At 72.6% G+C, this 12,834-nt stretch carries 10 protein-coding genes and 1 pseudogene; 7 read left to right on the top strand and 4 right to left on the bottom strand.

What is annotated here, in order from left to right; all coding sequences use genetic code 11:
- The first annotated feature begins 5 nt into the window (after positions 1-5).
- The 4 genes from RKD23_RS17680 to RKD23_RS17665 all read left to right on the top strand — a co-directional run bounded on the left by RKD23_RS17680 (position 6) and on the right by RKD23_RS17665 (position 4,255).
- Entirely contained in the window at positions 6-1,436 is a 1,431-nt protein-coding gene (locus tag RKD23_RS17680; RefSeq protein ID WP_424854534.1) for a sensor histidine kinase, read from the top strand.
- Complete coding sequence (locus RKD23_RS17675; protein WP_404037591.1) at positions 1,433-2,107, top strand: response regulator; 675 nt, start codon at positions 1,433-1,435, stop codon at positions 2,105-2,107. Before RKD23_RS17680 ends, RKD23_RS17675 begins: the two co-directional genes overlap by 4 nt.
- Before the next feature lie 97 nt (positions 2,108-2,204).
- Complete coding sequence (locus RKD23_RS17670; RefSeq protein ID WP_424854533.1) at positions 2,205-3,578, top strand: sensor histidine kinase; 1,374 nt, start codon at positions 2,205-2,207, stop codon at positions 3,576-3,578.
- Positions 3,575-4,255 carry a response regulator gene (locus tag RKD23_RS17665; protein ID WP_424854532.1) on the top strand — a complete coding sequence of 227 codons (681 nt, stop codon included), beginning with the start codon at positions 3,575-3,577 and terminating at the stop codon, positions 4,253-4,255. The genes RKD23_RS17670 and RKD23_RS17665 overlap by 4 nt, the downstream gene beginning before the upstream one ends.
- 11 nt (positions 4,256-4,266) lie before the next feature.
- Here RKD23_RS17665 and RKD23_RS17660 read toward each other — a convergent pair whose 3' ends face one another.
- Positions 4,267-5,079, bottom strand: coding sequence for a hypothetical protein (locus tag RKD23_RS17660; protein WP_424854531.1), 813 nt, complete (start codon positions 5,077-5,079; stop codon positions 4,267-4,269).
- A gap of 144 nt (positions 5,080-5,223) precedes the next feature.
- Here RKD23_RS17660 and RKD23_RS17655 point away from each other — a divergent pair, with 144 nt between their 5' ends.
- On the top strand, positions 5,224-6,444 hold the full coding sequence (locus RKD23_RS17655) for a cytochrome P450 (RefSeq protein ID WP_424854530.1): 1,221 nt from the start codon (positions 5,224-5,226) through the stop codon (positions 6,442-6,444).
- An 11-nt stretch (positions 6,445-6,455) separates the two neighbouring features.
- On the opposite strand, the pseudogene RKD23_RS17650 reads toward RKD23_RS17655, so the two are convergent.
- Together RKD23_RS17650 and RKD23_RS17645 are read right to left on the bottom strand one after the other, a co-directional pair.
- Positions 6,456-8,064 (bottom strand): annotated as a pseudogene (locus tag RKD23_RS17650) (ABC transporter permease).
- Positions 8,061-8,963 (bottom strand): ATP-binding cassette domain-containing protein, encoded by a 903-nt coding sequence (locus RKD23_RS17645; RefSeq protein ID WP_424854529.1) that lies wholly within the window; start codon positions 8,961-8,963, stop codon positions 8,061-8,063. The pseudogene RKD23_RS17650 and the gene RKD23_RS17645 overlap by 4 nt, the downstream one beginning before the upstream one ends.
- A 73-nt stretch (positions 8,964-9,036) precedes the next feature.
- Between RKD23_RS17645 and RKD23_RS17640 the strand changes: the two genes are divergently transcribed.
- Positions 9,037-9,531 carry a GbsR/MarR family transcriptional regulator gene (locus tag RKD23_RS17640; RefSeq protein ID WP_404037610.1) on the top strand — a complete coding sequence of 165 codons (495 nt, stop codon included), beginning with the start codon at positions 9,037-9,039 and terminating at the stop codon, positions 9,529-9,531.
- A gap of 941 nt (positions 9,532-10,472) precedes the next feature.
- On the opposite strand, the gene RKD23_RS17635 is transcribed toward RKD23_RS17640, so the two are convergent.
- Positions 10,473-11,339: a diacylglycerol kinase gene (locus tag RKD23_RS17635; protein ID WP_424854528.1), complete on the bottom strand. Its 867-nt coding sequence runs from the start codon at positions 11,337-11,339 to the stop codon at positions 10,473-10,475.
- A gap of 186 nt (positions 11,340-11,525) precedes the next feature.
- Here RKD23_RS17635 and RKD23_RS17630 point away from each other — a divergent pair, with 186 nt between their 5' ends.
- The gene (locus RKD23_RS17630; protein ID WP_424854527.1) at positions 11,526-12,809 is read left to right on the top strand and encodes an adenylosuccinate synthase; all 1,284 of its coding nucleotides are present in this window, start codon (positions 11,526-11,528) and stop codon (positions 12,807-12,809) included.
- Positions 12,810-12,834: the final 25 nt, after the last annotated feature.

The following is a 12,834-nucleotide window of genomic DNA, read 5'->3' as shown; positions in this document are numbered from 1 at the left end:
GCGGTATGAGGGGCACGGGGGATGCGGCGCGGCCGCCGCAGCGGAACGGCACGCGGGGTGCCGGGTTCGGGCTGCGGACCCTGCGCGAGGACCTGTTGAGGTTCGACGCGGCACCGCTGCCGCCGTCGCTGTGGCTGCGCTGGCTGCCGCACGGTCTGGTCTGTCTGGTCGGTGTGATCGTGATCGGCACCGACGCGTCCCTGCTGAACGACACCTACGGGGAGAACCCCCAGTACGCGCTGCTGCTCGCGCTGGGGCAGGGCGCGAGTGTGATCCTGGCGCTGTGGCGGCCGGTGCCGGCCTGGCTGCTGTCGACGACGGTCGCCGTCGTCACCGCCCTGTCGACCCGGTCCCAGCTGATCTCGGGACAGGCCGAGCGGGACGTCGGCTGGCCGTGGGCCGCACCCGGCCTGATCGCCCACGCCCTGGTGCTGCTGCTGCTCGCTCTGCGGGTCCCGACCCGGGTGGCCGTCGAAGCGCTGGCCGTGACCGCGCTGGCCACCTATGTCGTGCAGGGCCTCATCGGCGCGGGGAACTACCAGTCGACCGGTGTGATGGCGGTGGCCGTGTTCGGTGCCGTCGTCCTGCTCGGCAGTGCCCTGCGCGGCCGCCGTGAGGCCCGCAACCAGCTGGAGGAGCAGGCGGAGATCACCGCCGAGGAGCGCGCCCGCCGCACCCTGCTGGAGGAGCGCAGCCGGATCGCCCGCGAGCTGCACGACGTGGTCGCCCACCACATGTCGGTGATCTCCATCCAGGCCCAGGTCGCCCCCCACCTGGTGCAGGACCCGCCCGAGGAGCTGAAGGAGAACCTCGCCGGCATCCGGCAGAACGCCCTGGAGGCGCTCACCGAACTGCGCCGCGTCCTGGGCGTCCTGCGCTCGGAGCACCCCGACGACACCGACGGCCTGCGCGACTTCAGCAGCGGCGCGGCCCCCGATGCCCCGCAGCCCACCCTGGACCGGCTCGACGCGCTGATCGACAACACGCGCGCGGCGGGCCTGACGGTCACCACCGAGGTCATAGGCGAGGCCGGCCGGCCCTACCCGCCGGGCGTGGAGCTGTCGGCGTACCGGATCGTGCAGGAGGCCCTGAGCAACGTCCTGCGGCACGCGCCGGGCGCGCAGGTGAACGTCGGCGTCACCCACTTCCCCGAGGGCCTGTACCTGGGAGTCGTCAACACCCCTCCCGAGCGGCCCGTTCCGCCCTCCCCGGGCGCCGGGCACGGTCTGCTCGGCATGCGCGAGAGGGCCGCGATGCTGGGCGGCCAGATCAACGCGTCCCGGACCTACCGGGGCGGCTTCGCGGTGACCGCGTTCCTCCCGCGCGACGCCGAACAGGCCGCGGCCTGGAGCCGGGACGAGCACGCCCTGCCCGAGCCGGCCCACAGCTTCACCGACCGCCCGGCCGAACCACCGACAGGAGACCAGACCCCATGAAGAGCGGTGCGATCCGCGTCCTCATCGCCGACGACCAGCAGATGGTTCGCCAGGGCTTCACCGTGCTGCTCAACACGCAGCCCGACATCGAGGTCGTCGGCCAGGCGGTCGACGGCCTGGACGCGGTCGCCAAGGTCGCCGAACTGGCCCCGGACGTCGTCCTGATGGACATCCGCATGCCCGAACTCGGCGGCATCGAGGCCACCCGCCGCGTCACGGACGCGACCGCGGACACCAAGGTGCTGGTGCTGACCACCTTCGACCTCGACGAGTACGTCTACGAGGCGCTGCGCGCCGGCGCGTCCGGTTTCCTGCTCAAGGACGCCTCCGCGGACCAGCTCGCCGAGGCGGTCCGCGTGGTCGCGGCCGGTGACGCCCTGCTCGCGCCCGGCATCACCCGGCGCCTGATCGCCGAGTTCTCCCGCCTGGACGGCGCGCCCCGCGCCCCGCTGAAGCAGCGGGTCGGTGACCTCACCGAGCGGGAGACGGAGGTGCTGGCCCTGATCGCCCGGGGCCTGTCCAACGCGGAGATCGCCGAGAAGCTCGTCGTGGCCGAGCAGACCGTCAAGACGCATGTGGGCCGCATCCTGGTGAAGCTGGGCCTGCGGGACCGCACCCAGGCGGCGGTGTTCGCCTACGAGTCGGGGTTGGTGCGGCCGACCGGGTACTGAGCCGGGGCGGTGGGACTCGTAGTACCTGAGACGGATGCCGCAGGACCCCTCTCACTGGTGACGACGGCGACGCCCGAGCAGCCCTACCGTTTCGTATGTGACCGAGACGACCCACACCAGCGGCGGCGGGACGCGGGGGACCGCGCCGGAGAATCCCTACGAGCCCTACACACCGCGCAGCCCCGAGGCGCGGGCCGCGATGGACGCGCTGCGCGGCATGCGGCAGGACCTCCTCCAGGACGCGTTCGCCTACCGCCCGCTGCCCCGCCTCGCCGAGGACGGCCGGCAGATACGCAAACTGCCGCCCCGGCTGCGCCGTCACGCGGTGTGGACACCGCACGCGGTGGTCGGCGTGCTCGCCTGGATCGCGCTGACGGCCGGGGTGTCGACGGGCCGGGATCTCGGCTCGCCGTTCGCGATCCTGGGCAGTCTGATCCCCGCGGTGGCGGTGCTGCTGACGCTCGTGCGGCCGGTCGCCGCGTTCTGGCTGTCGCTCGCGTCGACCCCGTTCATCGCGATGATCGGCTCGAGCTGGGACGGCTGGCCCTGGCAGCCCGGCAGCTTCGCCGCGCACCTGTTCGTCATGACGGTCGTCGCGCTCCGCACCCGGCCGCGCACCGCCGTCTGGATGTGGCTGCTGACTGCGGCGTACGGCCTCTCCGCCGAACTCGTCCGGCAGCAGTACTACTACGACTCCGACACCGCGGCCATGCTGTTCCTGTCGGCGGTCGTCCTGCTGCTGGTGACCGTGCTGCATGTGCGGCGCGAGGCGGCCCAGGAGGTCACCGCCCAGCTGACGGTGACCCAGCAGGAGCGTTCCCGGCGCACCCTGCTGGAGGAGCGCACCACGATCGCGCGCGAGCTGCACGACGTGGTCGCCCACCACATGTCGGTCGTCGCCATCCAGGCCGAGGCCGCCCCCTACCGCGTGGAGAACCCGCCACCGGAGCTGGAGCGCGCCTTCGCGACCATCCGGGAGAACGCGGTCGCCGCCCTCACCGAACTGCGCCGCGTCCTGGGCGTGGTCCGGGCGGAGGACTACGAGGCGCCGGACGCCCCGCAGCCCACCCTCGCCGACCTGGACGCGCTGCTCGGCAATGTGCGCGACGCGGGCCTGGAGGTCGACAAGGCCGTCACCGGAGCGATACGCGAACTCCCGCAGGGCGTCGAGCTGTCGGCGTACCGCATGGTCCAGGAAGCACTGAGCAACGTCCTGCGCCACGCGCCGGGAGCGAGCGCCCGCGTCGAGATCGGGTACGTCCTCGGCGGCCTGGGCCTGCGGATAGTCAACGGCCCGCCGCCGGAGCCGGATTCGGCGAAGCCGTCACCGGGCGCCGGGCACGGCATCACCGGAATGCGGGAGCGGGTGACGATGCTGGGCGGCGAGATGACGACGGGCCCCACGGACGAGGGCGGTTACGAGGTGGCGGTGTTCCTGCCGGTGGCCACGGCGAGCGAGGACCGGGCATGACCATCCGTGTCCTGATCGCCGACGACCAGATGATGGTGCGCGAGGGCTTCTCCGTCCTGCTGGGCGCGATGCCCGGCATCGAGGTCGTCGGCGAGGCGGTCAATGGCCGTGAGGCGGTGGCACAGGTCCGCGAACTCGCCCCCGATGTCGTCCTGATGGACATCCGCATGCCGGAGCTGAACGGCATCGAGGCGACCCGGGAGATCGTCGCGGCCGACAGCACGGCGAAGGTGCTGGTCCTGACGACCTTCGACCTCGACGAGTACGTGTACCAGGCGCTGCGCGCGGGAGCCTCCGGCTTCCTGCTCAAGGACGCCTCGGCCCGCCAACTCGCCGATGGTGTACGGGTGGTGGCGGCGGGTGAGGCCCTGCTGGCGCCCTCGGTGACGAAGCGGCTGATCAGCGAGTTCTCGAAGCTGGCGGAGACCCGGCGCCCGACCGCCGCGCCAGGAACCGCGGCCGACCCGGCGGCCTACGGCGACCTCACGGAGCGCGAGACGGAGGTGCTGGTCCTGATCGCCCAGGGCCTGTCGAACGCCGAGATCGCCGAGCGGCTGGTGGTCGCCGAGTCCACGATCAAGACCCACGTCAGCCGCATCCTGGTGAAGCTGGGCCTGCGGGACCGCACCCAGGCGGCGGTGTTCGCCTACGAGGCACGGCTGGTGACGCCGGGCTGAGGGGAGGTGCGTCAGACGGTGAAGAGCAGCAGAAGGGTGCCGACGAACATGAGGAGACCGAGGCCGCCGGAGAGGAGCATCGGCAGCACCATGACCTTCCGGCTGAGGATGAACTTCCTCTCGTGGCCGACGAAGGGGTCACCGGGGTCGTAGACGACCTCGACCTCTTCGCCCCGGTACTCGCGGTGGGCGTAGGCGAGGGGCCGGCCGGTGAGGTCGGAGAACCGGTAGACGTGCATCCCGTCGACGAAGCCGTCGTACCGGGCGATCACCGCGATGCCGTCCCGGCGCAGTCGCCAGGCCGAGGTGCCGAACGGGACGGTGCGGATCGCGATGACGCCCAGACCGCCGCTGCAGAAGGCGCCCATCCAGACCACGACGGACAGCCCGGGATCCTCCGCGCTGACGATCACGGTCTCCACCACATGCACCAGCAGAAAGGCGAGCGTCCCCACCCATATCCACCGCCGCCTCCGCAGCCGAGCATGCTCGGCAGGGACGGTCCGCACGGTCACCAGGGCCGATCCGTCCACGACCGCGCCCCCCTGTCGCACCCCCGGCAGAGCAGCACCGACAGCGCCGGCGAACGCCCCCGCAGCGGCCTCACCGATGCCCTCGACCCGATGGACGACCGCCCGACCCCCCTGCGGCCCCCACAGCCGGACCTCGACGGCCCGTCCGTCCCCCCGCACCGACTCCACCGCCTCCAGCGGTATGTGGTGCTCCTGATCCCTGCGGCTCAGCACCAGCGCCGAGCCGTCGAACCGAAGGGAGGTCTTCCTACGGCCTCGCAACACAGGCACGGACGGCGGCATGATCGACATGGCGCGATCGTAGAGGTCCGGTGAGGGGCTGGGGAGGGGCGTGTGCCGGGGCGGCTTCCTGAGGCCGGGGAGAGTCAGCACCTCCGCAACGCCACGCACCCCCACCCCTGGTCAGACCCCGCCCCCGCGCGTTAGCGTCCGAGCATGTCAGGCCCTGGTGAGCTCGCCTTCGATCCCTGGGACGCGGAGTTCCTCGCGGACCCGTACCCCGCCTACGCCGAGTTGCGGGAGAGGGGCCGGGTGCTGCACTACGCGCCCACCGGGCAGTGGCTCGTGCCGCGGCACGCGGATGTGTCGGCGCTGCTGCGGGACAGGCGGCTGGGGCGGACGTACCAGCACCGCTTCACGCACGAGGAGTTCGGGCGGAGCGCCCCGGCGCCGGAGCACGAGCCGTTCCACACGCTGAACGACCACGGGATGCTGGATCTGGAGCCGCCGGACCACACGCGGATCAGGCGGCTGGTGTCCAAGGCGTTCACCCCGCGCACCGTGGAGCAGCTCAGGCCGTACGTCGAGCAGCTGGCCGGTGAACTGGTGGAGCGCCTGGTCCGCCGAGGCGGCGGTGATCTGCTCACGGACGTCGCCGAGCCGCTGCCCGTCGCCGTCATCGCGGAGATGCTGGGCGTGCCCGAGGCGGACCGCGCCCCGTTGCGGCCCTGGTCGGCGGACATCTGCGGGATGTACGAGCTGAACCCGTCGCAGGAGGCCGCGGCGAAGGCCGTACGGGCGTCGGTCGAGTTCTCGGACTACCTGCGCGAGCTGATCGCCCAGCGGCGCAAGGAGCCGGGCGACGACCTCGTCTCCGGGCTCATCGCGGCCCACGACGAGGGCGACCGGCTCACCGAGCAGGAGATGATCTCGACCTGCGTGCTGCTGCTGAACGCGGGGCACGAGGCCACGGTGAACGCCACGGTCAACGGCTGGTACGCGCTGTTCCGCAACCCCGGGCAGCTCGCCGCCCTGCGCGCCGACCACTCCCTCGTCCCGGCCGCGATCGAGGAGCTGATGCGCTACGACACCCCGCTCCAGCTCTTCGAGCGCTGGGTGCTCGACGACATCGAGATCGACGGCGTCGTCGTCCCGCGCGGTGCCGAGCTCGCCCTGCTCTTCGGGTCCGCCAACCACGACCCGGCCGTCTTCGCCGACCCCGAGCGGCTCGACCTCACCCGCGCGGACAACCCGCACATCTCCTTCAGCGCCGGCATCCACTACTGCATCGGCGCCCCGCTGGCCCGTATCGAGCTGGCCGCGTCCATGCGGGCCCTGCTGGAGCGCGCCCCGACCCTGCGACTGGCCGCGGAGCCGGAGCGCAAGCCGAACTTCGTCATCCGGGGGCTGGAAGAGCTCACCGTCGAGGTCGCCTGACCCGGGAGGCCCTAACCACTCACCACATCCCTGCGCCGCAGGCCCGCCAGCCCCGCGGCCACCAGCACCACCGCGAGCGCGGTCAGCGCCGTCACCGGCCCCCAGGCCATCTCCCCGCCCGGCAGCTTGGGCAGATGGCCGAAGGGGGAGAGGTCCATGACCGCCTGGGGGACGTCGAGGGCCGGGCCGATCCAGCCGAGCAGCAGCACCGCCCCGGCCACGCCCCACGCGGCCGTCGCGGCCCGCGGGGAGAGCCCGTACAGCAGCACGGCCAGCCCGCCCACGACCCAGATCGCGGGGAGCTGGACGAGGCAGCCGGCCACGACCGCGCCCGTGTCCGAGCCGTGGCCGAGGGCCAGGCCCAGGCCGGCCAGCAGCAGGAGCAGGGCGCTGCCGCCGAAGGCGATCACCAGGTGCCCCACCGCCCAGCGCAGCCGGCCCACCGCGGCGGCCAGTACGGGCTCGGCCCGCCCGGAGGTCTCCTCGCCGTGCGGGCGCAGCACGGACGCGACGACGTAGAGAGAGGCGACCAGCCCGAAGAAACCGGCCATCGCCGCGAGGAAGGAGTCCGTCAGCGCCGACGGGCCGCCCAACCGCTGGAAGATCTCGCGCGCCCGGTCGTTGTCGCCGACCAGATCGGCGGCGCCGTCGGCCATCGCGCCGTAGACGATCCCGGCGAGCAGGAAGGCGACGCTCCAGCCCAGTACGGCGCCCCGCTGGAGCCGCCAGGCCAGCGCGCCGGCCGTGCCGAGGCGCCCGGCGGCCGGTCCGGGCCGGGTGGGAAGGAAGCTCATCCCGACATCGCGGCGCCCGGCGAGCTCGTACGCCACCATGCCCTGGAGCAGGGCCGCCCCCGCGAACAGCAGCAGCACCCCACCAGCGCTCACCGGCGTACGGCCGCAGGTTCTCCAGCCAGCCGATCGGGGAGAGCCAGGTCAGCGGTGAGGAGCCGTCGTCGGTCGCCGAGTCGCCCGCCGCGCGCAGCACGAACGCGGCCCCCAGCACCGCCGCCGTCAGCCCGCGCGCCAGCCGTGCGCTCTCGGTGAGCTGGGCGACGATCGCCGCCAGCGTCGCGAAGACCATCCCTAGACCCGCGATCCCGAGCCCGAACGCGAGCGCCCCGCTGCCGCCCTGCGACCACAGCCCTACGACGATCAGCAGCGCGAGTACGGCATCGGCGGCGGCCGCGGTCAGCAGAGCGGCCGTCAGCGGGGCGCGCCGGCCGACCATCGCGGACGAGATCAGCTCCTGCCGGCCGCTCTCCTCCTCGTCCCGGGTGTGCCGTACGGCGAGCAGCAGGCTCATCACGGCCGCCAGCGCACCGGCGTACACGCCGACTCGCCATACGGTCAGGGAGCCGTACGAGTCGTCGAACACCGGGCCGATCATCGCCCGCAGCGAGGCGTTGGTCTCCAGCTGCCGCAGCAGGTCGGCGCGTTCGGCGGCGGTGCCGTAGAGGCCCTCGAGGGTGTTCGGCATGGACAGCACCATCAGTGCGTTCACGCCGGCCCAGACCGGGATCGTCACCCGGTCGCGGCGCAGGGCGAACCGCAGCAGCGTGCCGGTCCCGGCCAGCGGACGCGCGCCGGCGGTCCGGGCGGCGAAGACGACGGCGGTCATCGCGCGGCCCCGCTCGGATCGTCCTGGTAGTGACGCAGGAACAGCTCCTCCAGCGTCGGCGGCGTCGACGTCAGCGACCGCACCCCGGACTCACCGAGCGAGCGCAGTACGGCGTCCAGGCCGTCGGCGTCGACCTGGAGCCGCACCCGGTTGCCCTGGACGTCGAGGTCGTGGACGCCGGGCAGCCGCGAGAGCCCGTCGGGCGGGCCGGCCAGCTCGGCGGTGACGCTGGTGCGGGTCAGATGCCGCAGCTCGGCCAGCGAGCCGGTCTCGACGGTCCGGCCCCTGCGGATGATGCTGACCCGGTCGCACAGCTCCTCCACCTCGCTGAGGATGTGGGACGACAGCAGGACCGTCCGCCCGCGCTCCCGCGCCTCTACGACGCACCGCTGGAAGACCTCCTCCATCAGCGGGTCGAGGCCCGAGGTCGGCTCGTCCAGGACGAGCAGCTCCACGTCGGAGGCGAAGGCGGCGACCAGGGCGACCTTCTGCCGGTTGCCCTTGGAGTAGGTGCGGCCCTTCTTGGTCGGGTCCAGTTCGAAGCGCTCGATCAGCTCGTCGCGCCGTCGCCGGTCCAGTCCGCCGCGCAGGCGGCCGTAGAGGTCGATGACCTCGCCGCCGGAGAGGTTGCGCCACAGGGTGACGTCGCCGGGGACGTACGCGAGGTGCCGGTGCAGGTCGACCGCGTCCGCCCAGGGGTCGCGGCCCAGCACCTGGGCGGCGCCGGAGTCGGCGCGCAGCAGGCCGAGCAGGACGCGGATGGTCGTGGACTTGCCCGCGCCGTTCGGGCCGAGGAAGCCGTGCACCTCGCCGGCCTCCACCTGGAGGTCGAGGCCGTCGAGCGCGTGGGTGCCGCCGAAGGACTTGTGCAGTCCGGAGACGGTGATGGCGTTCGTCATGGTTCCGAACGTACGCTTCTTTCAGAAATTTGTGAAGGTAAGGAAGTTCGTGAAGGGCCGGTAAGGTGGGTGCATGACGCACTCAAGGGACGCGGAGGCCGTGTCGAGGTTCGTCGAGTCCTTCGCGGCGCAGCTCGTCGAGGCCGGAATGCCCCGGATGCCCGCCCGGGTCTTCGGCGCGCTGCTCGCCTCGGACAACGGCATGCTGACCTCGGCGGAGCTGGGTGAGCAGTTGCGGATCAGTCCTGCCGCGGTGTCCGGTGCGGTGCGGTATCTCGCGCAGGTCCACATGGTCTCCCGTGAGCGGGAGCCGGGGTCTCGGCGTGAGCGGTACCGGGTGCATGCCGATCAGTGGTACGAGGCTCTGACCAACCGCGAGGCGATCCTCAAGCGCTGGGAGGACGCCCTCCGCGACGGCGTCACGAGCCTCGGCCCCGACACTCCTGCCGGCCGCCGCATCGCCGAGACACTCGCCTTCTTCGAGTTCATCGAGGGCGAGCTCGCGGCCATGATGGAGCGCTGGCGCGCCCACAAGGAGAAGACCTTCGGCCCCGCCCCCACCACCTGACCGACTCCGGCCATCCCGCCGTCTCGCCGCTCCGCGGCCTTCTCCCACCCCCGCACCACCCGTGACACCCACCCAAGAGGCTCGGCTCTCCTTCTGTGGTTGCTCACCGTCGGCGGCTGTCCCGCCGTCGCACTCGCCGCCGGCTAGGACGTACGGGCCTCCGCGGCGCGACCGACCACCGAACGCCCCTTCCCGCCGGGCAAAGCCGGATGAGCCCGAGCCGCGATGCCAGGGCAGCGAGGCGGCCGCCCACGGCGGGACCGTGCGGGGGGCGTCGCCAGGGCGGCAAGGCGGCCGGCCACGGCGGGAGTGGGGACAATGCCGGGGCGGCGGTGCGGCCCGGCCGCGGCGGGAGTGGGGACGATGTCAGGGCGGCGGGTCGGTCGCCCACCGGCGGGACTGGGGGCGTTCGCCAGGATGGCGGGTCGGTCGCCCACCGGCGGGAGTGGGGCGTGGGGGTGCGGCGCAGCCCGGCGCTTAGCTGGTTACCACCCAAGTTCGACGTGTAGGCGGTCCTAGGGGCCAGACCCGCGCCGGGCTCGCCGCGCCCCCACGCCCCCGGACCCCCCACCGGCAAAGGCATCGCCCCACCGGCGCCGAGGCGGCCCACCGGCGGTAGCGACGACACCCTGCACGGCCCGGAAGCCGCCCACCGGCGCCGAGCCCGCCCACCGGCACAGGCAGCGCCCACCGGCCGCGAGGCCGCCCACCGGCGGTAGCGACGACCCCGTACGGCCCGGAAACCGCCCACCGGCAGCCACCCCACCGGCGGTAGCGACGGCCCCGTACGCCCCGGAAGCCACCCACCGGCACAGTCAGCGCCCCCCGGCACCAGCCACCCCACCGGCGAGGCCCCCGCCCACCGGCACAGCGCACCCCCCGCCCACCGGCGCAGCGCACCCCCGCAGGGCCCCGCCCACCCGCAAGAGCCCCGCCGCCCCTCACCCCGGCAGCCGCAACCCCAGTGCCCCCTCCCACACCGTCCACGTACGCCTCCGCACCGGCCCGGACACCACCGAGTCCGCGCGGTAGCGGAAGTCGGCGCCGGAGACCGTCACGCGGTGCCCGGACGCCCGCAGGGGGACCGCCGCCGCGCCGACGGACACCGGGTGGACCTCCACCTCGGCGGCTCCGGCCGAGGGCGTGACGGAGACTTCGCGGACCGGCTGGTCCAGGTCGACCAGGGTGACCCCGTCGACCTCGACCCGCAGACGGGAGGGTCCGCCGGGAGGGACGACGAGGTCCGGTACGCGGGACGGCCGGGCCGTGCCCAGCGTGCGCACCAGGGAGCGCGCCGATCGCAGCCAGGGCACCCGCCCACCGGCCTCGGACCCCCCGATCGCCGTCGGCATCCCCACCGCCGGCACCGGAGGAATCCGCAGGGCGCCCAGGACCACCCCGTCGCTGTCGTCGACGAGCAGGTCGAGTCGCCGCTCGACCCCGTCCAGGACGGCCCGGGCGGCCGCCACCGCGCCGATGGGGACGCCGAGGGACCCGGCGAGGGCCAGCATCGCCCCGACCGGCACCACCGACAGGGCACATTCGGCCAGCTCCCGCTGCCGGTGCAGCAGGGACACCGCGCGCACCAGAGCGCGGTCGTCGCCGACGACGACCGGCCGGCGCGAGCCGCGGCGCGCCAGGGCGCGGGCGAATTCGTCCGGCCCGTCCGGCAGGCACACCTTGGTCGCGGCACCCGCGCTGAGCACGTCTTTCGCGATCCGTACGGACTCTCCGTCCATCCTCCGAGCGGCTGGATCGATCACCACGAGCAGCTGATCGGATGTCGCGAAAGTCGCCACCTCGGCCATGCCTCGCTTCCTCGGGTAGCATCTTTGTGCAAGAGCCCCTTGCGCTATTGCGCCAGGGGCTTCGTCTATTCCGGGGCATCCGGTCCGACGGGTTGCGGCCGACGAAGGTCGCCGGTGTACGACGCACAGCCGTGTCGCGTACGCCCCTGACCTTGGACATGCCCCGCCCGGAAGGGGTGTACGCGCGTGCCCGCACTTGTGCTGCTCGGTGCTCAGTGGGGTGACGAGGGTAAAGGGAAGGCCACCGACCTGCTCGGCGGATCCGTCGACTACGTGGTTCGCTATCAGGGCGGCAACAACGCCGGCCACACGGTCGTCGTGGGCGATCAGAAGTACGCCCTTCACCTTCTCCCCTCCGGAATCCTGTCCCCGGGGTGTACCCCGGTCATCGGCAACGGCGTCGTCGTCGATCCCTCTGTCCTGCTCTCCGAGCTGAGCGGGCTGAACGACCGCGGCGTCGACACGTCCAAGCTCCTCATCAGCGGCAACGCGCACATCATCACGCCGTACAACGTCACCGTCGACAAGGTGACGGAACGCTTCCTCGGCAAGCGCAAGATCGGCACCACCGGTCGCGGCATCGGTCCGACCTACGCCGACAAGATCAACCGCGTCGGCATCCGGGTCCAGGACCTGTACGACGAGTCGATCCTGGAGCAGAAGGTCGAGGCGGCGCTCGACGTCAAGAACCAGCTGCTGACCAAGCTGTACAACCGCCGCGCGATCGCGGTGGACCAGGTCGTCGAGGAGCTGCTGGGCTACGCGGAGAAGCTCGCGCCGTACGTCGCCGACACGGTGCTGGTCCTGAACCAGGCCCTGGAGGACGACAAGGTCGTGCTCTTCGAGGGCGGCCAGGGCACGCTGCTGGACATCGACCACGGCACGTACCCCTTCGTCACCTCCAGCAACCCCACCGCGGGCGGCGCCTGCACCGGTGCCGGTGTCGGTCCGACGAAGATCAGCCGGGTCATCGGCATCCTCAAGGCGTACACCACGCGTGTCGGTGCCGGTCCGTTCCCGACCGAGCTGTTCGACGAGGACGGCGAGGCGCTGCGCCGCATCGGCGGTGAGCGGGGTGTCACCACCGGCCGTGACCGCCGCTGCGGCTGGTTCGACGCGGTGATCGCCCGGTACGCCACCCGCGTCAACGGCCTCACCGACTTCTTCCTCACCAAGCTCGACGTCCTCACCGGCTGGGAGCAGATCCCGGTCTGCGTGGCGTACGAGATCGACGGCAAGCGGGTCGAGGAACTGCCGTACTCGCAGACCGACTTCCACCACGCGAAGCCGGTCTACGAGATGCTGCCGGGCTGGAGCGAGGACATCAGCAAGGCGAAGTCCTTCTCCGACCTGCCGAAGAACGCGCAGAGCTACGTCAAGGCGCTGGAGGAGATGTCGGGCGCCCCGATCTCCGCGATCGGCGTGGGTCCGGGCCGGGACGAGACGATCGAGATCAACTCGTTCCTGTAAACCCCCGTAAACCCGTACCAAGAAC

Origin of the sequence: Streptomyces sp. SAI-170, from assembly GCF_049739565.1 — a bacterium.
Taxonomy (GTDB): Bacteria; Actinomycetota; Actinomycetes; order Streptomycetales; family Streptomycetaceae; genus Streptomyces.
This window is presented reverse-complemented; position numbering and strand designations above follow the sequence as displayed.

What these genes read in the sequence shown, in the direction of transcription:
- RKD23_RS17655 (WP_424854530.1), top strand. Translation starts at nt 5,224, where the DNA reads ATGTCAGGCCCTGGTGAGCTCGCCTTCGATCCCTGGGACGCGGAGTTC.
- RKD23_RS17675 (WP_404037591.1), top strand. Translation starts at nt 1,433, where the DNA reads ATGAAGAGCGGTGCGATCCGCGTCCTCATCGCCGACGACCAGCAGATG.
- RKD23_RS17635 (WP_424854528.1), bottom strand. Translation starts at nt 11,339, where the DNA reads ATGGCCGAGGTGGCGACTTTCGCGACATCCGATCAGCTGCTCGTGGTG.
- RKD23_RS17640 (WP_404037610.1), top strand. Translation starts at nt 9,037, where the DNA reads ATGACGCACTCAAGGGACGCGGAGGCCGTGTCGAGGTTCGTCGAGTCC.
- RKD23_RS17645 (WP_424854529.1), bottom strand. Translation starts at nt 8,963, where the DNA reads ATGACGAACGCCATCACCGTCTCCGGACTGCACAAGTCCTTCGGCGGC.
- RKD23_RS17660 (WP_424854531.1), bottom strand. Translation starts at nt 5,079, where the DNA reads ATGTCGATCATGCCGCCGTCCGTGCCTGTGTTGCGAGGCCGTAGGAAG.
- RKD23_RS17680 (WP_424854534.1), top strand. Translation starts at nt 6, where the DNA reads ATGAGGGGCACGGGGGATGCGGCGCGGCCGCCGCAGCGGAACGGCACG.
- RKD23_RS17665 (WP_424854532.1), top strand. Translation starts at nt 3,575, where the DNA reads ATGACCATCCGTGTCCTGATCGCCGACGACCAGATGATGGTGCGCGAG.